The organism is Methanoculleus receptaculi (genome assembly GCF_033472595.1).
In the GTDB taxonomy this organism is placed as follows: Archaea; Halobacteriota; Methanomicrobia; order Methanomicrobiales; family Methanoculleaceae; genus Methanoculleus; species Methanoculleus receptaculi.
On record NZ_CP137642.1, the window covers coordinates 463,788 to 482,050 of the forward strand.

Consider the following 18,263-nt stretch of genomic DNA (forward strand, 5'->3'; position numbering starts at 1 on the left):
TAACCCGGGAGGCTACGCCCGGATCAGCGTGCCGACCCGTCCCCCGTTCACGGCCTTTGTGATGTTGCCGGGGGTATGTGCGTTCACCACTTTGATCTCTCTGACGTAAACGGCGTCCCGGAGAAGTTCGACCGCCATCGGTTCGAGCACCATATCCTCCATCTCCATCTCCAGGAGTTCTTCGGCCGTGATCTCCGGGATGAGTTCGGCATCAGGATTCTCGACGGGGTTCTCGGTGTAGAGGCCGTCCACGTTCTTTCCAAGGATGCAGTTCTTCGCGCCGACCACCTCCGCCATAAGGAAGGCGCCGGTATCCGTCCGGTGCGGCGGGATGGTTCCAAGTTTTGGGGGGTGTTCGTAGAGCCCGTATGGCGGTGTGCCCTGAACGACCGGGAGCATCCCGAGCGAGATCAGTGAGGGCAGACTCAGGAGGTCTTCGGTATGGATCCGAACGCCGTTGTATTTCGAGAAGAGGATGGAGATCATGATCGCATTCTGCTCGCTGATCTTGCCCGCAAGTTCCGCGAGCACCCCCGTGGGCATACCGAGGTCGATGCCGACGTCGAGGATGTGGCGGACGCGGGCGCCTCCTCCGGTGGCTACAAGGATCTTCTGGCGCCTGGAAAGTTCTCCGATCTCCTCGATCAGCGGGTATACAACCTCCCGGCCGTAATCGATGACTCCGTGGCCGCCGATCTTGATCACGTTCAGGTCGGGCACGATCCGTATCGTGGAAACGCCTGTCCTGCGGAGCATTCCTCGCCTGACCAGACTTTCGCCGCGCAGCCTTGATCCAATCTCAAACCGTTCCGCCATGGTCTTTCCTCCTATCTGTATGATGGGAAAAGGTTAAGTATCTTTGGCGTATATCTACTGCTATACCATTTGGTATGGGGTAAGAGTGATGAAGATCTATGTACGTGAACGCCAGAAGGTTGGCACCGGTGTGAAACAGCCAAGGTTCCGCATCGTTGCTATCCTTGAAGAGCAGGGCGAGCAGAAGCACCTGAAGGTTGAGGGGACACACTTCCGGAAGGTTGAGATAGAGCAGATTGCAGAAGATGTGGGGGCGGAGGTTGTATACCTTGAGACGATGCCCGAAGAAGAACGCGGGGAGATGAAGAAAGCAGAGGCGGCATAACTCTCCGGCCGTCATCTTTTTTTGCAGGGCCATGATAGACACTGTTGCGATCGGATGAGACCAGACGAACAGAACGATATCATCGATGCGGCCATAAGGATCCTTCTTGAGGAGGATCGCTGCATAACCGTCGGGTTTTCCCCGGACGGCATCTCCATACGTTTTCCCACGACCCGTAAACTTGCAGAGTTCCTGGGGATCCCGCATTACTACGTCCTTCCAAGGTTCGGGGAGATGGAGCGAGACGGCCTTATACGCCGGGTGGAGCGGGTTGGTATATCCACCACAGCAGCGGGGACGCAGCGTCTCCTCTCTATCATGGCGGAGCGATACAGCGAGCGTGCAGAAGAGGTACTTGGCCGGGATATCTTCGCGGTGCTGCGGCAGCGGGCCGGGATATGCTGACCGGTCAGGTAGCAGAAGATCATGGGTCTTCAGTGGGTTTTTCCCCGGATCCGGTGTCAGGTGCCCCATTTTTCATGGAAAAGGTGGAGTGTTTGTAAGTTCAGATCGTTGGTCACCCGGACTTCGTATGGGCGGCCGGGATAATCCATAACTTCAAAGACCCATCTGACCAGATAGAAGAAGGAGCACCATGGCGGAGAGCACCGGGGCGGAAGAGAGGGGTATCAGGTTCACGCTGGAGGAGGTTGCCGGCGCAGTCGGTGATTTCGGGACGATCTTTCCCATCCTCCTTGGTGTTGCCATCGTCTGCCCTGACGTGAACGTAAGCCATTTCTTCCTCTTCATAGCCGCCTGGTACATCATAGCCGGGTTCTACTACCGCCTCCCGATCCCGATCGAGCCCATGAAGGCCATCGGTGCCATCGTCATCGCTGGAGGGCTTTCCGGTGGAGAGATCGTGGCATCGGGCATCGTCGTCGGCGCGCTCTTCCTGCTGCTCGGGCTTCTCGGCGGCATGACCTGGCTTGCGGATCGGATCCCGAGATGTGTCATCCGGGGCGTCCAGGCGGGTCTCGCGCTCCTCCTTCTCCGGACGTCGCTTGACTACATCCTCAACGACGCCCTGTTTGCGTCTCTCTCCATCGGGATCATCCTGGCATTCTTTGTCGCTTCACAGCGCACCCGGATCCCGGACATCTCCGCTCTGATTGTTATACTGATCGGACTTTGTGTGGGTATCATCACACAGGGGATGCCGCCGCTCCGGTTGATACCACTCCCCTCCTTCATCATCCCGCTTCCCTCAGACTTCATAGCCGGCACCTGGGAACTTGCCATACCACAGATCCCGCTCACCCTGACAAATGCCATCCTCGCCACATCCCTCCTCACGCACGACCTCTTCCCGAAGAGGGGTGTGGACCCTGACCGGCTCTCCCGGACGATCGGTGCCATGAACCTCATCTCGACGCCGCTTGGAGGGTTCCCGATGTGTCACGGCGCCGGGGGGCTTGCCGCCATGTACCGCTTCGGTGCGCGAACCGGCGGGGCAAACATCATCGCCGGCGTTTTTTTTCTCATCTTTGCCGTCGCATTCGCCCCGCCGGAGGTGCTGACCCTGATCCCTCTCGGGGTCTTTGGCGCACTCCTTGTCTTCGTGGCGATAGAACTTGGAAAACACAGCATAAAGACCGAGTCGTATGCCGTCACCGGGGCCATAGCCGTCCTTACCCTGGTGATCGGGCTTACGTTTGCGTTCATTATAGGGATGATCATGGCCTACGTCCTGAAGGCTGAAGTTTCATCACCTCATGCGGGAAGATGATCGATCCGCACATGGATACAGTCACAATTCTTGGTCTTTTTGCCGGAGCGCTTACGACGCTCTCGTTTGCCCCGCAGGCCATAAAGGCATGGCGCAGCCGCTCGACCGCCGACCTCTCGTTCGCGATGCTTCTTCTTCTCCTGGCCGGAGTCCTGCTCTGGTTCGTCTACGGGGTGGCGAGGGGTGATCTCGCCATAATCGTTGCGAACGGTGCCACCGCCGTCCTCGTCGCCTTCACTCTCGCGCTGAAGGCGCAGAACGGATGACGTGGATCGCGTCCTCTATTACACGGAGGCTGACCCGAACCCCGGGCGCAATCCCGAGGTCCCGCACCGACCGGCGGGTCATTACCGCCGTCATGTCCATCCCCACATCCACCAGGATCTCAGCCACAGGGCCGTTCTCGATGATCTGAAAGACCGTCCCGGTCATTGTGTTCGGGGCGTCTGGCCGCCGGCCGTCGTCCACAGCGATGATGAGGTCATCGGCACGGATGCAGAGGCAGACCGCCTCCCCCACTGCAGCGTCTGTCTGCGCCTCAAACCTCAACCTACCTGCATCCACAGTTGCACGTCCACCGTCGTTTACCATCACCACCCCATCCAGGATGTTCTCAACCCCGATGAAGGATGCAACCTCCCGGCTCCCCGGGGCGTTCAACACAACATCGGCATCGCCCTCGTCGACGAGGCGACCGTCGATGATAACCGCCATCCTGGTTGCAAGCATGTGCGCCTCCCGGCGGGAATGGCTCACGTGCACTATCGTGAACCCCTCATCCCGGTGGAGTTGCCGGAGGTCGGCGATTAACCTCTCCTGCGTGACCGGGTCAAGCGCTGAGAGCGGCTCGTCCAGCAGGAGGATATCCGGTTTCACAGCGATGGCTCTTGCGAGCGCCACCCGCTGCTGCTCACCGCCTGAGAGGGTTCCGGGGTAGCGGTCCGCCAGGTGTTCGACACCGAACCTTTCAAGGAGGCCGGCGACTCTCTCGCGTCCCTCCTGCCTGCGCACCCCCCGGACGCGAAGACCGTAAGAGACGTTATCGATGACGGTCATGTTCGGAAAGAGCGAGTAGTCCTGGTATACGAGGCCGATCCCCCTTCGCTCCGGGGGCAGATCGGTGATCTCCTTCCCCCGGAGGAGGATACGGCCGCTATCCGGCCTGTGGAGACCGGCAATCGCCTCGAGAAGCACCGTCTTTCCCGCGCCAGAGGGGCCGATGATGAAGTAGTAGTCGCCCCGGTTGATCGAGAGACTGACATCCTTCAGGGAGAATGACCCCAGCCTGAGCGATACCCGTTCAAACGCGATCATCGTACCTCCCCAGGTATCCGGTCAACCTCCGCAGCAGGTAGAACACCCCGAGACTGACCACTATGACCACAAACGCTATGCTCCTGCTCGTGCGGATGCCGGATGTGGTAAACGAGTAGTAGATCAGCGTCGATATGATGAACGGATAGTATGCGATCATGACCACAGCGGCAAACTCCCCTATTGCCCTTCCCCAGGCAAGGATTGCCCCGCTAAACAGATGCCGCAGGCTAAGAGGGAGGGTGACCGTACGGAAGGTGGTAAACGTCCCGGCGCCGAGGGTGCGGGCGACGTTCTCAAGGTGGAGGGGGACCTTCTCAAACCCTTCCCGCATCGTGTTTACAAAGAACGGCGAGGCGACGAAGAGCATCGCGACGACCGTGCCGGGGTAGGCATCCTCAAATGCAAGCCCGATCTCGGCGAGCGGCGCGCCGAGCCATCCCCTCCGCATGAAGAGGAGGTAGACGAGCAGCCCGGCAACGGTGTGGGGCAGGATGAGCGGCAGGTCGACGATGCTCTCGACAACCCCCTTAACCCTGGATGGGGGGGCCCGGGCGAGGACGTATGCAAGCGGTGTTCCAAAGAGTATGAGGAGGAGGACAGCGTTTGCCCCCGCAGAGAAGGTGAGGAGGATCGCTCCGAGCACCCCTGACGAAGCCGCAACCTCGATGAGGTGGAGCGGGTCTGCAAGTTCAGTTATTGTGATGTTTGCGAGCGCAAGAACCGTGAGCCCCACAAGAACTGCACCCAGGATGCAGAACCAGACGATGCAGAGGTCTGCCTGTCGCCTCCCGCGCACACTCCAGCGGGAGGATGGCGCATCCGCATCGGCCGAATCGCTCTCTATCTTCATAGGGGGGCTCTCTACTGTTGCTCAATTCCCGGCAAGTTCGCGAATCTTCGCGATATTCCCGGCATCGTCCCGCCGGGCGTCGACCGGCGTCTCGCAGATCAGGGGGAGACGCCGGATCTGCGGGTTGCGGAGGATCTCCCGAAACCCCTCCTCTCCTATGGATCCAAGGCCGATATGCTCGTGCCGGTCAAGCCCGCTCCCCAGATCCCCCTTGCTGTCGTTGAGGTGGATGAGATGGAGGCTGTCAGCGCCGATCAGTTCATCGATCTCCGCAACGACAGCATCGATCCCCTCCGCCGTCCGGAGGTCGTAGCCTGCACCAAACGCGTGGCAGGTATCAAAACAGATCCCGAACTCCCCCCTATCATCCAGCCCGTCATATATCAGCGCGAGATCCTCGATCCTCGTCCCAACGCTGTTCTTCTCCCCGGCGCTGTTCTCGAGGAGGAGCATCACCCCCGTATCCCCGGTTTCATCAAACGCACGGTTGATCGCGGCGATGACCCGTTTCCGCCCCTCCTCGATCCCGGCGCCGCGGTGGTGTCCGAGGTGGGTCACAAGATAGGGTATACCGAGAAGGGCGCATCGCCTGAGCTCCTCTGCAAGCGCAGCGGCCGATCTCTCATAGATGGCATCGTCTGGCGAGGCCAGGTTCGGGAGGTAGGGCATGTGATCAAAGACCGGGCCGAGCCCCGACGACCTCACCGCCGCCCGGAAAGCCTCGATCACCTCGGCGTCCAGGTCCCTCGCCCTCCAGCCTCTCGGGTTCCGGGAGAAGATCTGAAACGTGTCGCAACCAGCATCGCGGGCACGGTCAACCGCACGGTCGATCGACCCGGCGATGGAGATGTGGCATCCAACCCTCACCATACCGTAGTCTCTCGACCCTCGAGCGTTTAGGCCTTCCCCCGCAGAACTTCCCGGAGCACCGCCGCCCCGAACTCCCGGGTACCGGCGTTGCCGCCCAGGTCGCGCGTCCGGATGCCTGCATTGAGCACCCGGTCAATGGCCTCCTCGATGACCGCCGCGGATTCAGGGTCGCCTGTATGGGTAAGGAGCATCGCTGCGCTCCTGATCGCTGCGATGGGGTTTGCTATACCCTGTCCTGCGATATCGGGGGCGCTCCCGTGGACGGGTTCAAAGAGCGCATGCCGCTCCCCTATATTGCCGCTCGGGAGCATACCGAGCCCCCCCACCAGGTAGGCTGCGGTATCGGAGAGGATGTCGCCGAAGATGTTGGTCGTCACAATCACGTCGTAGCGCGCGGGGTGCATCAGGATGTCAAGAGAGAGCGCGTCGATGAAACGCGTCGTGCAGGGAACCCCTGCCCTGGCGGCCTCCCTTCTGCAGATATCGACAAACAGAGAGTCCGATTTCAGGACGTTTGCCTTGTTCCCGATGGTGAGGTGGCGGCGGGCCGCAGCAAGGCTGCAGGCGCAGCGGGCAATCCGCTCGCTTCCCCGGCGGGATACGACCCGGACGGTGCAGGCACGATCGGGTTCGGTCCACTCGATGCCCGAGTAAAGCCCCTCGGTATTCTCCCGCACGATGATGATATCGACCCCTTCACCACGTATAGGGCGGACGTTTGCGTAGAGGTCGAGAGCCCGTCGGATCTGCAGAAGAGCGCTTCTGTACCCCGGATCGGGCGGCGTTGTGACGGCGCCAAAGAGGATTGCGTCCGCCGACTTCAGGTCAGCGATCGTCTCCTCGTCGCAGGCGCTCCCAGTCCGCTCCCAGCGGCCGTATCCCACCTCGACCTCGAAGAACTCGAGATCCGGGCGCACGGCTGCGAGGATCTCGCGGGCGACCGGGACGACCTCGTGCCCTATACCGTCGCCCTCAACAACCGCTATCCCTGTCATATCCTCTCCTCCATGTGGTTGCAACCAGTCTCACGGCCTCAACCATATCCCATGCCGACGCACCCCAGTGGACAACTGCACCGAGAAGGCCGTTCCGGAGGCCGACACCCGCCCGCTCGCTCCTGCAACACCGAGCGATGAAGGGTTCGGCCCTCACAGCCTCGAGCGGGCAGATGTTATTCACCACGGTAACAGAGTCGCCGTAACACTCCTTTATCAGTTCACGCCCCGTCATACACGCTGCGACGCGGTCGCCGGGGCGGAGCCGGTCGGCATCAATGGTGCGCGGGAACCCGGCCGCGCGGCAGGGGTAGACGTCGGCACCGATCTCCCTGATGTCACGGAGATGGTGCTCAAAGACCACTTCGAGGTCGCCGAAGACCCCTGTTCTCTCGAGGTCGGTGAGCGTGGCCGAGAGGTGTGGCCGGGGCGGTGTTATGTCGTAGACGTGGATGCGAAGGAAACCCGAGAGGTCGGGGTCGATGACAAACGTGGTCTGCTCGCCGTAGCCTGAGAATATGGTACACCGGTAGCCTGACCTCATGGCCTCGGTTACCAGGAAAGTTCTGTCCTGGACGTTCACGGGCTCGGGGTAGTGGTAGACCTCATCTCCGGCGGCAAGCACACGGGTGGAGAGCACCGTCCGGAGGAGTCCGGTCTCTTCCGGATCTGTTTTAACCTCGATGACCTCTGTGCCCCCCGGGGTCTCCCGGACTATGTAGCGTGTGAGGAAGTAGGCCTTATCCCTCCCGCAGGGGGTGCCGTTTGCAACCCCGACAAACTTGCAGTGTGGTGGAAATATCATCGGCATGCCCTCCAGCAGGCTGCAAGCCCGCCGGCCCGGAGGATGGCAAGCATCCTCTCCGAGAGGGGGCGGGCGGGGTAGCGTTTGCCGTCCACCTCCACCCACCCCTCTTCCAGGTCGAAGGCGATGCGGGCACCATCGGTGCAGGGAACCGTGGCCTCGATCACCGGCAGACCGACGTTGATGGCATTACGAAAGAATATGCGGGCAAACGATTCCGCTACGACCCCGACCACCCCGGCCTCGCGGAGGGCGATCACCGCCTGCTCCCTGGACGAGCCGCAGCCCATGTTCCGCCCGGCGACGATGACCGAACCGGGGAGACGGGCTGCAAGCGCAGGGTCAAGGTCCTCAAAGACATGTTCCGCCCAGACCGAACGGTCTTTCGTCCGGAGGTAGCGGCCCGCGATGATGAGGTCGGTGTCGATATCGTTCCCGAGGCAGACCGCGGGCCCTGCTCCCTTCATCATGCCACCTCCGGGACGGCAATCTCCCCGGCAAGAGCGCTTACGGCGGCCGTGGCGACCGAAGAGAGGTAGATCTCGCCGCCCACGCCCATCCGGTTCTTGAAGTTCCTGTTGGCCGTGGAGAGACAGACCTCCCCCTCCCCGAGCACCCCGGCATGTGCCCCGAGGCACGGCCCGCACCCCGGGGGTCCGACCACACATCCAGCATCCACTATGTCAGCGAGGATGCCGGTCTTGATCGCCCGGGAGAGCACCGCACGCGATGCGGGGAAGACCAGGGTGCGGACGGCCACCTTCTTTCCGCGGACGATACGGGCGAACCGTTCCAGATCCTCGTAGCGGCCGTTTGTGCATGTACCGACGAAGACCTGGTCGAGGCGTGTCCCCGCGATCTCTTCAGCCTCCCGGACGGTGTCCACCCGGTGGGGGACGGCGACGAGGGGCACTATATCATCGAGATCGATATCGAGAGTCCGCTCGTAGCGGCATTCCTCCGGCACCTGCGGCGAGGCTTTAACCCCGTAGTCCGCAAGGTAACTGAGTGTGAGATCGTCGGCGTAGAAGATCCCGGCCTTTGCCCCTGTCTCGACCGCCATGTTGCAGAGGGTCAACCGCCCGTCCATGGAGATCCCCCTAACCCCCTCGCCGGCGAACTCCAGCGCCCGGTAGGTCGCGCCCTCCATTCCCAGGCGGGCGACGTAGGTGAGTGCGACATCTTTTGGCTCTGCGGCGCCGGAGAGATTGCCGGAGAGGTTTATCGCGATCGTCTCTGGGACACGGAACCAGGTGCCGCCCGACGCCCAGATCGCCGCCATATCGGTCGCGCCAACCCCTGTGGCGAACGCTCCAAATGCGCCAGCGGTGCAGGTGTGGGAGTCGGCCCCGACGACGATCATCCCCGGCCGGACGAGACCTTCGCTCATCACCTGGTGGCAGATCCCACATCCGGCATCCGAGAGTGGTATCCCGGAAACCCGGGCAAACGCCCGAAGTTCGGCCTGGAGCGTCGCTGTAGTCCCGGTGTTTGCCGGGACGATGTGGTCGAAGATCAGGCGGAGACGCCCGGGGCGAGGGAGTCGTTCCACCCCCATCTCGCGGAGCGCTTCCAGCGTGAGAACGCCGGTGCCGTCGTGGGCGAAGGCTATATCGACATCGCGGTCGACGTATGCCCCAGCCGGTGCGCCAAGTATCCGCTCTGATAGCGTGCTCACCGGGCGCCCCCCTCCCTTGCCTTCCGCAGGAGGTCGCAGAGAACCTCGCGTGTGACACAGCATTTCCCCTCACTCTTCTGCTTGACCTGCTCGAGAACCCAGCTCGCCTCCTCATCGGAGAGTTCGAAGCCGTAGGCCTTTGCAACGTGTTCGAGCGCCTTTCTCCCGGTATGCTTCCCGAGCACAAACCGGCGTTCGCTGCCAACCAGTTCGGGGGGGATATACTCGTAGGTCGCCGGGTCACAGAGGATCGCGGCGATGTGGATCCCGCTCTCATGGGCGAAGGCGTTCTCGCCGACGATGGGATGCATCCGCTCCGGGGTTATGCCAGAGCATCGGGCAACCAGTCTGGAGATCTCCTGCAACCGGGAGAGGTCGTAGCGTTCGACCCCACCTTTAAAGCGCAGGGCAACGAGCACCTGTTCGAGCGCTGCGTTCCCGGCACGTTCGCCTATGCCGTTCACGGTGGTGTGGAGCTGGAACGCTCCGGCGGCCGCGGCGGTGATGGTGTTTGCCGCTGCAAACCCGAGGTCGTTGTGGCAGTGGACGCAGAGCGGAAAGGGCCCGGCGTCAAGGATCCTGGAGACAGCGGAATGGATCTCGAGCGGGGTGAGACAGCCGACGGTATCGGCGAAACTGACAAGGTCGGCGCCGCACTCGATCCCCCTGCGGTACATATCGATGAGAACCGCCGGGTCTGTCCGTGAGGCGTCCTCGGCGGCAAGTCGGATCCCCACGCCGTGGTCGGCGGCGAACTCCACCATACCGAGGGCGTCCTCGATCACCTCCTCCCGCGGTTTGCGGTACTTGTGCCGAACATGGAGGTCGGAGATCGCGACGAAGATGCTGATTATATCCACGTCACAGTCAAGCGCCGCCTCGATATCGGGTTTGAGCGCCCGTGCCAGGCAGCAGGTCCTGGCATCCAGGCCGCTTCTGGCGATGGTCGCGACACATTCTTTCTCGGCCCTGGAGACCACGGGGAACCCGGCCTCGATCACCTCCACGCCGATCTCGTCGAGCGATTGCGCGATCGCCATCTTCTCATCACAGGTAAACGAGACACCAGGGGTCTGTTCCCCGTCTCGCAGCGTCACATCACAGATCTCGATATTCCATGGCAACATGTCGTCCACCCTCCGGGCAGACACCTTCGATCACCACCGTTCGTGGGCCGTCCTCCGGGAGGACAAGCGCATGGCGAAGCGCCGTTGCGTCGTCGGCAGCGCAGACAACCGGGTCAGCCCAGGTGATGTAGCGAAGGATCTCGGGGACGGGGTGACCGCCGGTCATCCCCATCCGTCTGTTCGCAAAGACGATACATAGAAGCGGAAGTCCACGTTCGTAGACGTCGATGAGGGCGTTTAGCCCAGAATGCAGGAGTGCGTAGTCCCCGATGAGGGCGACCCGCGGCCCGGTCGCCGCGACGGCTACCGACGAACCGAGACCATACGCGGCAACACCGATGCGGTAGGGCGGGTTCATCGCCAGGATGCTGCATCCAGCGTCGCAGACCGCCTGCATCCCGCGCTCTTGAAGGATCCGGAGGGCCGGATGAAATGGACAGTCTCTGCAGAAAGTTCGCGAGAAACCGCGTGTGGAGAACCGCTGCGGCTCCATGGCGGCGTCTGGAGGGGCGAGGAAACGGTGCTCCCGGAGGAAGGGGCGACCCCTCTCTTCGGGGAGTGAGGCGAGCACCCCTGCGTCCGCCGGCGGCGGGTAGGCGATGACAGGGTGGAACCTGTTCAGCGGCGACGACCGGGCCCAGGCAAACATCGCGGCAGTCCGCCGGTCAGCGGCCACTGCCCGGCCGGCCATGGTGAGATCAGGGTCAGCCAGGCTCCCCTTCAGGTCATTCCGCTGGATGGAGGGCTCTGGGACGTCTGCGTCCAGAAGATCGGGGGTGACCCTGAGTATGGCCACCCTGGAGAAGGTCTCCGATGCCTCAAACGCCGCCTCCACGGCAGGTCCTAGCGTCTTGCCGTCAGGTTCGAACACCGGAGCCCACGCCACCTCCCCGTAATACCGGGAGTCTCCAGCGACGTCGGACCCGGTGACACGTATATCGTCGCCGACGACGATCACGACACCTGCCAGGAGCCCCTGGGCGGTTGCGTGCACCAGCGGGTCGGCGCAGGCATTGAGCCCGACGTGTTTGACGATCACAGCAGCCCTCCTCCCGGAGAGTGAGTCGCCCAGGGCGCACTCGAGCGCAACCTTCTCGTTGGTTGTGATGACCGCTCCCGTCAGGGCGGCGACCTCAGATACCGGGTAGCCCGGGACGGTGTAAAACCGGTCGGCGGCCCGGCAGACAGCGCGGGCAAGCGCTTTTGCACCCTTCATGCATCCCTCCCCGGCACAAGGTCGCACCCCGTGCACGCCGCGCACATGGTTAGAGCATGGCGGGGGTCGAGCCCGGCCTCCCGGAGGATCCTCTCGTGAACGCGGGCAAGCGAGAGCAGCCGCTCAGCGGATGGGCGGGACCGGTCGGCAAGAGATGCCGCCGGGGTGAGCGGCCGGAGGATCGGAATGACCCCGCTCCCGGCGAGGTACTCCATCAACCGCTCCAGGTCGTCGTCGGTCTCGCCGAGCCCAACGATGATGTTCGAGTAGACCCTGCCGTGCCCGAAGAGCGCCACAGAAGATCTGAGCGCCTCCCGGATCGTCTCCCAGGAGAGCCCCGGGCACATCTTCGCGAAGAGTTCGGGGGTTGCCGCCTCCAGGTTGAACTTCACCTCGGCGACGCCCAGGGCATGGAGGCGTGCCGGGGTTCTCAGGGTCGGGTAGATCGAGACCCCGATGGGGAGGCCAGACGAGCGGAGCGCCGCGACGACCTCCAGGATGTAGGCCTCCTCCTCCTCGATAGAGGAGGCGACGCCGCTTGTGATGGCGATGGCGTCGATCCGGTCCGAGACATCTTTTACCATCCGGACGATCTCATCGATGGTCTTTCGCCGTCCCGGGAGACCTGGCACCGTGCAGTAGCGGCAATGGAATATGCACGTCCCGCTGACCGTGATGTAGGCCTGGCGGGGGCAGTGGAGGGCAGGGGGTTCGAGCCGGCCGGAGATGACCTCGCCGTCTATGATGAGGTCGGCCTCCCCGCCTCCACGGTGAACAACCTCGATGGGGCTTGCATCATCCATTCCTGCCCTTACCCTCCGGCCACCGCCGGCTGTAAAGAAGATCGACCCTGGCGACCCTGCCGAAGGGCCGGCAGCGGATCGGGAGATGTATTCATCCGCGGGTTCGCCGGAGAGGCGGACGGCGCCCGTCTCAAGCACCCGGGCTTTCAGGTGCTTCCATTCCATAGCGCCAGCGCCTCCTCGTATCGTGTGGCAAACGGGATCGCCGCCGCCGCCCCGATCGCGCCCCGGCCGTCCATGACGATTGAGAGGCGCCTGTCATCGATGGCGGCAAGGTCATCGGGAGAGACCTCGCCGCGTTTTACCCGGCAACCGAACTCCTCAAGCGGGGAAGTGTCAAACCCGCGCCAGACCGCCATTCCGGTCTCATCGGAGAGGGTGTAGTCTTCCAGGTAATCGCGGTAACACCTGATGAGTCCGGCGGGCTCGGAGGTTGCGAACTCGCAGGCGATAGCGACACAATTCTTGGTCCGGTAGGGGACAGGGTAGAGCTGTACTATGGTGTGTGAGAGGTAGCGGGAACGCTCGTCCTCCACGGCACGGGCGATGTTGTGGGCCAGCGTCCAGGTGGCCCCCTCTTCAGCGGTGTCGGTGTCGTCTATACCTATGATCAGCCGTTCACGCCGGGGGAGCCAGATGGTCGAACCCGCAAGGCGGCCGCCGCCGGCAGGGTCGCTCACGCAGCGGATGACCCCGCCTGCTCCGGCGCGGCAGATGGATGCCCCCACGCCCCCACCGCCGAGGCCGCGGTAGGTGATGGAGATCTCATCATCATCAACGCTGACGGCGGCAATACCTGCCGGGAAGGTCGAACCTCTGAGGGCGAGATCGGCGCTGCCGGTTGAGAGGATGTAGCGGGTGGTCGCTCCAACGGTGCGGACGGAGCGGACGAGCGGGCTCCTGGCGTAGTGCTGTTTCACCCACATCGCACCGCCGATGCAGTCGAAGAACTCGATGAGTTCAACCTCTCCACCGGTCTCGTCGGTCACCGCCACTATCTGTGGATACCGTATCGTGTACGGATCAGAGAGTCTCTCCATACAGTCCTGCCGCTTCCGCACCTTTGTTGCCCCAGAGGACTGCGCCCAGTGCGCCAATCCGGCCTTTCCGCCCGTTCGAGTCGATAAACCTGACACCCATCCGTGCAGCCTCGGTCTCTGCGTCTTCGAGTGCCAGGATATCGGTCTTGACCCTCTTGAGATAGGAGGACTCCTTCTCAAACGCGATCCCGCGGTATACGGCGATGCCTGTATCGTTGCTGACACTCCCCGATTCGATGAAGTCGCGGACGTAGTCAAGGAGCGTGTCCACCTGCCCTGGCCGGACAGCGAAGTTCAGGGCCGACCCGACACAGTTGGTGGTCTTCTTCGGGACGGCGGGGTTGAGCTGCACGAGGCGCATGTCAAGATACTCGACCCCCGGGATTTTGCAGTTCTCGGCGCAACGGAGTGCAAGGACCCACGTGGCCCCCTCCTCACGGGTGTCGGTGTCGTCGATCCCTATCGTCACCTTCTCGTAGAGAGGCGATACGATCCGAACCCGGTTGACCCGCGCGCCGCCGATCTTGAGATCCTCCTCGGCCGGGTACTCCACCCGGATCACCCCCGGCGCCTGCGGCAGGCAGGCCGCGACCCCGACTCCCGCACCGGCGATCCCGGCCCAGGTGGTCACTACCTCATCCCCGAGAACCTCGACACCCTCAAGTGCCTGGCCGCCGATCTCCCGGTCTGCGGCCCCGAACTTCGCCAGGGTGGTGCCCAGGCGGGCGAGCATCGTCATCATCGTCCCTTCAACATCACAGGAGATGGCAGCACCTTTTGCCCGCATCCGGTTTGCCGCATCCCACTCGATAGTTCCCCTGGCCCGGCATTGCTCGCGGATCTCCGCAAGACCGGTCTTCTGGTCGACCATTACGAGGAACTTCATCGAGAACATCGGCCCGAACCGTTTCCTGGTCTCATCGGGTGTGAGAGTGATCATGATTGTCACCGAAATTATCGTTAACAAGAATGTCGTTGATATTGATATTTAAGGGGATCGATCGTGAGGAGGCGAGAGGTGGGAAACGGGCTCTGGGAGTTGATAAGCGTGGAAGAAAGGCGTTTACACGCGCCCCCTCACCCGGGCGATTTGACGGCCATCCTGCAATAGTCCCCGGGCGCAAGAGAAAAAAAAGTTTATAGGTAATCGGCCAGAACGTCCTTCAACTCGAGCTTGAACGGCCCCAGGCTGCCGCCGAAGTTCCCGGCGCTGATGTACTTAACGCCCGGCACCTTCGTTGCGGCGCGGATACCCTCTGCCATCGCGGTCTTTACCGCTTCCTCGGCGACACCGTCGATGACGATCTCGTATATCGCTCCGACACCCTCGGGAACTTTGCTTCCCGCAACTTTCTCGCGGAGCGTCGGGCAGTAGGCCTCGTTCGTGCTCGCGTTCATGAATCTGTACTTCTTGCTCCCGACCTTTGAACCGCTCGCGACGATGCCGCCGGGGAACGGCGTGATGACACCGCAGACACCGCTGATGGCGTCGACCGCCGCCTGTGCGGCCATGAGGGCGGCCATCTGGTTCTCGCCCATGACGAAGAAGTTGCCGCCTGCAACACCCTTGACGATACCGAACTCCTCTTCACCGATGTACTCCCCCTCCATGATCGGTATGGCCCATACCGTTCTGCCGCCGACCTCACGCTTCTCTTCGTATCCGTCGCCGAAGAAGTGGAGCTTGACCGGGATCTTCTCCGGGACGTCGTCAATGAGATCCGGAAGGCCGTCAAAGACCGCTGTCGTCGGTGCGGTGAGAACGCACTCGGAGAGGCGCTCCACAACCTGCTCTTTGAGTTTCTTCTTGCTTGCACAGATCAGGATAGCATAGCCGGGTCGTCCGTCGGGCGTCTCGTCAGGGGAGACAAAGCAGTCGATACCCGCCTCGGCAGGACATCCTATGGTCGAGGTGGCAAACCCTACCGCTTCCAGAGCGGCCTTGTAAGCCCACTCTTCCGTGACAGCGGTGATGATCGGTCGTGCCACCCAGGTAGGGAAACCCTCCGCATAGGTATCATCGATGGTAACGCCATTCAGTTCCATAAATTACACCTCGTTTGCTACAATGTTACGATATGGACAGAATAAGGTTTCTTTTTTACGTGACGATGCAGCGTCACCGAAAAGGGCAAAATGGAACGATCCGGGTTGTACACTCCTGCACAAACAGTGACACCCGGACTCAGTAGAGCGGTATGGGCGCAGGGGCCCGGTTTTTTAAGGGCGGGGTTGCTGTGCAACCTTGTTCTTGAGGGCGAAGAATCGACGGGTACGGGAAATGGATGCTGCTCTCACCGCGCGGCGTATCTCATCCCCCGGTGGTGAATTGAGAGTCCCTCCACCACCACGGATGGCGTGTTCTCTGGCACCGTTGTTAACTTCGACGTTTACCCACCAATTTTCACCAGCAACACCGGGCTGATATTTATGTTTTATTTCTCTTCTCCTGTGCCGGAAATGGGTTTAATGGTGAGACCGGGTGGAATTGGTCAACATGGCAATCTGTTTGATTTATAAAATCCTGTGAATAACTGTGCTGCCCGAATATAAGGCTGCCGAATTTCAGAAAGTTTATGTATATTCTTTGACAATTCTTTTCATATCGATTTTTAATCGATCAGATCTGGTGCGTGAAACCATGGCATTTGCATTGCACGTCAATATGGAGAAATGTACTGGCTGCAACAACTGCGTGGTGGCATGTCCCGTCGATGCTCTGGAGCTCTATACCGAAGGTCCGGTAGCCAAGGATAAGATCTACAAGGTCGTAAACGGCAAGGCCGTTATCCTTGATTTCAACGCGGAGCTCTGCGCCGGTTGCGGCGTTTGCGTCGAGGCCTGCCCCTACGGAGTTATAAGACTTGCAGGACCCTGGGAAAGCCGGGCAAGAGCCCGAAAAGTGGAAGCCTAGGAGTGATACAAGAGTATGGCATTGTTTCCAAAGTATTCCAAAATGCGGGAAGGACAGAACGTTATTATGGAGCAGAGGCTCCTGAAAGCGGTCAACAACCTGATCCTGAACGCTGAGACCTGTACGGGCTGCGGCATCTGTGTTGACGCCTGTCCGGAAGAGGCAATCGCGCTCGGCCCGGTTGGTGCAACACGCCGTGGTGCGATCGACTATGCTGAACCCGTAGACGTCGATCCCGAGAAGTGTTCCTACTGCGGTGTCTGCGTCATCATGTGCCCCTTCAATGCGATGACGCTCAAGATCGATGGAGAGGAGAGGCTCCCGATCATCGAGAAGGAGGGATTCCCCACATACGACATGGTCACCGAGATTGACGAAGAGAAGTGCAACCGGTGCACCATCTGTGAGGAGGTCTGCCCGCGGGATGCCATCAACCGGGACGTCCCGGCCTTTGAAGGCACTGACGAAGCCGGCAAACCCCGCCAGTCGGCACTTGAGACCAGGACGACGTTTACCGTCGACACCGAGAAGTGCGATTACTGCGGGATCTGCGGCGCGCTCTGCCCGAGCATCACCGTTGTTCGTAAACCCACGACCCCCGAGACCGCCAAGATCGAAGGCGAGGTCGAGTGGGAAGAGAGCACCTGCGACGGCTGCATGATCTGTGTCGAGGCCTGCCCCAAGGAGGCGATCACCCTGGAACGTGAGTTCGTCAGCGACACGCTGCCCGGCAAGGTCGAGATCGAGCAGGACAACTGCTGCACCTGCACCTGGTGCGTACACACCTGTCCCGAAGAGGCGATCACCGTCGAGAAGATCTTTGAAGGGGATATCGAGATCTACCCAGAGAAGTGCCCAGGTGGCTGTTCGACCTGTGTTGAGGTCTGCCCCTGCAATGCGCTTTACCTGCCAACCCCTCTCCCGGCAAAGCTGATGAAGGGGCAGATTGAGTCCAATATAGCCATCAACAAGGATTTCTGTATCTTCTGCGGCGCATGTGTCAATGCCTGCCCGAGCGAGGGTGCAATTGTCCTTAAGCGGACGGGTATCCGGATGCAGGAGAAGGATACGGATCTCTTCAAGCAGATCAAGGAGAAACTGCTCACCACCAGGACATCAAAGGTCAAAGAGACCACCCCTGGAGCGGTTGAGATCAAGGTTCTGAAAGAAGCAGAAGAGGCGTGAGGGATAGTCAATGGCAGTAAAGAAAGACTATAAAGACCAGAAACTCGCTGAGAAGCTCCGTGACCGGAAGTACTACGTTTCCGACACCAATCCCGAGTTTCTCAATGAGGTTGAGAAGATCGGGCAGACGGCCGCCCACATGTGCTTCCAGTGCGGCACCTGCACAGGATCGTGCCCCTCAGCACCGCGGAGTTCCTACCGTATCAGGCTGTTCATGCGCAGGGCAGTCCTCGGTCTCGAGGAGGAGGCTCTGACCGACCCGGACCTCTGGCTCTGCACCACCTGTTACACCTGCACCGACCGGTGTCCGCGTGATCTCGCACCGACCGATGCTATCATGGCGATGAGGAACATTGCCGCCCGTCGTGACATAATACCGCGCAACTTCCTCCAGACCGTACAGCTCATCTACAAGACGGGTCACGGCGTCCCGAACAACGACGCAAACCGCGCTGCCAGAAAGAAGCTCGGTCTCGACGCGGAGCCGGAGACAACGCACAAATACCCTGAGTATCTCCCGGGCGTCAGGAAGATCCTGGACCACTACGGGCTGAAGGAACGTGCCGACCGGATACTGGCGGAGGGTGAGTGAA

Annotated in this window: 21 protein-coding genes; 7 read left to right on the top strand and 14 right to left on the bottom strand. The window is 61.4% G+C overall.

Annotation, left to right across the window (positions count from 1 at the left end):
- Positions 1-12: 12 nt before the first annotated feature.
- A complete protein-coding gene (locus R6Y96_RS02490; protein WP_318621942.1) occupies positions 13-816 on the bottom strand; it encodes an amino acid kinase family protein in 804 nt (267 codons plus the stop codon).
- Positions 817-904: 88 nt separating this feature from the next.
- Between R6Y96_RS02490 and R6Y96_RS02495 the strand changes: the two genes are divergently transcribed.
- From R6Y96_RS02495 to R6Y96_RS02510, 4 genes are all read left to right on the top strand, one after another.
- On the top strand, positions 905-1,141 hold the full coding sequence (locus R6Y96_RS02495) for a hypothetical protein (protein ID WP_214021957.1): 237 nt from the start codon (positions 905-907) through the stop codon (positions 1,139-1,141).
- Between the two features lie 54 nt (positions 1,142-1,195).
- The gene (locus tag R6Y96_RS02500) at positions 1,196-1,546 is read left to right on the top strand and encodes a hypothetical protein (protein WP_214021958.1); all 351 of its coding nucleotides are present in this window, start codon (positions 1,196-1,198) and stop codon (positions 1,544-1,546) included.
- Between the two features lie 190 nt (positions 1,547-1,736).
- On the top strand, positions 1,737-2,870 hold the full coding sequence (locus R6Y96_RS02505) for a putative sulfate/molybdate transporter (RefSeq protein ID WP_318621943.1): 1,134 nt from the start codon (positions 1,737-1,739) through the stop codon (positions 2,868-2,870).
- Entirely contained in the window at positions 2,867-3,136 is a 270-nt protein-coding gene (locus R6Y96_RS02510) for a SemiSWEET family sugar transporter (RefSeq protein ID WP_318621944.1), read from the top strand. Before R6Y96_RS02505 ends, R6Y96_RS02510 begins: the two co-directional genes overlap by 4 nt.
- Here the strand turns inward: R6Y96_RS02510 and R6Y96_RS02515 are convergent.
- From R6Y96_RS02515 to fhcD, 13 genes are all read right to left on the bottom strand, one after another.
- Positions 3,105-4,184 carry an ABC transporter ATP-binding protein gene (locus R6Y96_RS02515; protein ID WP_318621945.1) on the bottom strand — a complete coding sequence of 360 codons (1,080 nt, stop codon included), beginning with the start codon at positions 4,182-4,184 and terminating at the stop codon, positions 3,105-3,107. The two genes, R6Y96_RS02510 and R6Y96_RS02515, sit on opposite strands and share 32 nt — an antisense overlap.
- Positions 4,171-5,037, bottom strand: a complete 867-nt coding sequence (locus R6Y96_RS02520) for an ABC transporter permease (protein ID WP_318621946.1) — start codon at positions 5,035-5,037, stop codon at positions 4,171-4,173. Before R6Y96_RS02520 ends, R6Y96_RS02515 begins: the two co-directional genes overlap by 14 nt.
- Positions 5,038-5,058: 21 nt before the next feature.
- Entirely contained in the window at positions 5,059-5,907 is an 849-nt protein-coding gene (locus tag R6Y96_RS02525; protein WP_318621947.1) for a deoxyribonuclease IV, read from the bottom strand.
- 26 nt (positions 5,908-5,933) lie between these two features.
- Positions 5,934-6,902 (bottom strand): isocitrate/isopropylmalate dehydrogenase family protein, encoded by a 969-nt coding sequence (locus tag R6Y96_RS02530; protein WP_318621948.1) that lies wholly within the window; start codon positions 6,900-6,902, stop codon positions 5,934-5,936.
- Complete coding sequence (locus R6Y96_RS02535; protein ID WP_318621949.1) at positions 6,880-7,707, bottom strand: DUF7714 family protein; 828 nt, start codon at positions 7,705-7,707, stop codon at positions 6,880-6,882. Before R6Y96_RS02535 ends, R6Y96_RS02530 begins: the two co-directional genes overlap by 23 nt.
- A complete protein-coding gene (locus R6Y96_RS02540) occupies positions 7,704-8,174 on the bottom strand; it encodes a LeuD/DmdB family oxidoreductase small subunit (RefSeq protein WP_318622464.1) in 471 nt (156 codons plus the stop codon). The genes R6Y96_RS02535 and R6Y96_RS02540 overlap by 4 nt, the downstream gene beginning before the upstream one ends.
- Positions 8,174-9,385, bottom strand: coding sequence for an aconitase/3-isopropylmalate dehydratase large subunit family protein (locus tag R6Y96_RS02545; RefSeq protein WP_318621950.1), 1,212 nt, complete (start codon positions 9,383-9,385; stop codon positions 8,174-8,176). The genes R6Y96_RS02540 and R6Y96_RS02545 overlap by 1 nt, the downstream gene beginning before the upstream one ends.
- Positions 9,382-10,512 carry a homocitrate synthase family protein gene (locus tag R6Y96_RS02550; RefSeq protein WP_214023103.1) on the bottom strand — a complete coding sequence of 377 codons (1,131 nt, stop codon included), beginning with the start codon at positions 10,510-10,512 and terminating at the stop codon, positions 9,382-9,384. Before R6Y96_RS02550 ends, R6Y96_RS02545 begins: the two co-directional genes overlap by 4 nt.
- Positions 10,484-11,728, bottom strand: coding sequence for a thiamine pyrophosphate-dependent enzyme (locus R6Y96_RS02555; protein ID WP_318621951.1), 1,245 nt, complete (start codon positions 11,726-11,728; stop codon positions 10,484-10,486). Before R6Y96_RS02555 ends, R6Y96_RS02550 begins: the two co-directional genes overlap by 29 nt.
- Positions 11,725-12,696 (bottom strand): radical SAM protein, encoded by a 972-nt coding sequence (locus R6Y96_RS02560; protein WP_318621952.1) that lies wholly within the window; start codon positions 12,694-12,696, stop codon positions 11,725-11,727. The genes R6Y96_RS02555 and R6Y96_RS02560 overlap by 4 nt, the downstream gene beginning before the upstream one ends.
- On the bottom strand, positions 12,678-13,571 hold the full coding sequence (gene mmp11 / locus R6Y96_RS02565; protein WP_318621953.1) for a methanogenesis marker protein 11: 894 nt from the start codon (positions 13,569-13,571) through the stop codon (positions 12,678-12,680). Before mmp11 ends, R6Y96_RS02560 begins: the two co-directional genes overlap by 19 nt.
- The gene (locus R6Y96_RS02570; protein WP_318622465.1) at positions 13,555-14,511 is read right to left on the bottom strand and encodes a tRNA(Ile2) 2-agmatinylcytidine synthetase; all 957 of its coding nucleotides are present in this window, start codon (positions 14,509-14,511) and stop codon (positions 13,555-13,557) included. The genes mmp11 and R6Y96_RS02570 overlap by 17 nt, the downstream gene beginning before the upstream one ends.
- Positions 14,512-14,708: 197 nt before the next feature.
- Positions 14,709-15,617 (bottom strand): formylmethanofuran--tetrahydromethanopterin N-formyltransferase, encoded by a 909-nt coding sequence (fhcD, locus tag R6Y96_RS02575; RefSeq protein WP_318621954.1) that lies wholly within the window; start codon positions 15,615-15,617, stop codon positions 14,709-14,711.
- Positions 15,618-16,212: 595 nt separating this feature from the next.
- Between fhcD and R6Y96_RS02580 the strand changes: the two genes are divergently transcribed.
- Genes R6Y96_RS02580 through hdrC form a run of 3 tightly spaced genes read left to right on the top strand, consistent with a single transcriptional unit; the run spans position 16,213 to position 18,262 of the window.
- The gene (locus tag R6Y96_RS02580; protein WP_318622466.1) at positions 16,213-16,485 is read left to right on the top strand and encodes a 4Fe-4S binding protein; all 273 of its coding nucleotides are present in this window, start codon (positions 16,213-16,215) and stop codon (positions 16,483-16,485) included.
- 15 nt (positions 16,486-16,500) lie between these two features.
- A complete protein-coding gene (locus tag R6Y96_RS02585; RefSeq protein ID WP_318621955.1) occupies positions 16,501-17,670 on the top strand; it encodes a 4Fe-4S binding protein in 1,170 nt (389 codons plus the stop codon).
- 10 nt (positions 17,671-17,680) lie between these two features.
- On the top strand, positions 17,681-18,262 hold the full coding sequence (gene hdrC, locus R6Y96_RS02590; protein ID WP_318621956.1) for a CoB--CoM heterodisulfide reductase subunit C: 582 nt from the start codon (positions 17,681-17,683) through the stop codon (positions 18,260-18,262).
- Position 18,263 lies beyond the last annotated feature (1 nt).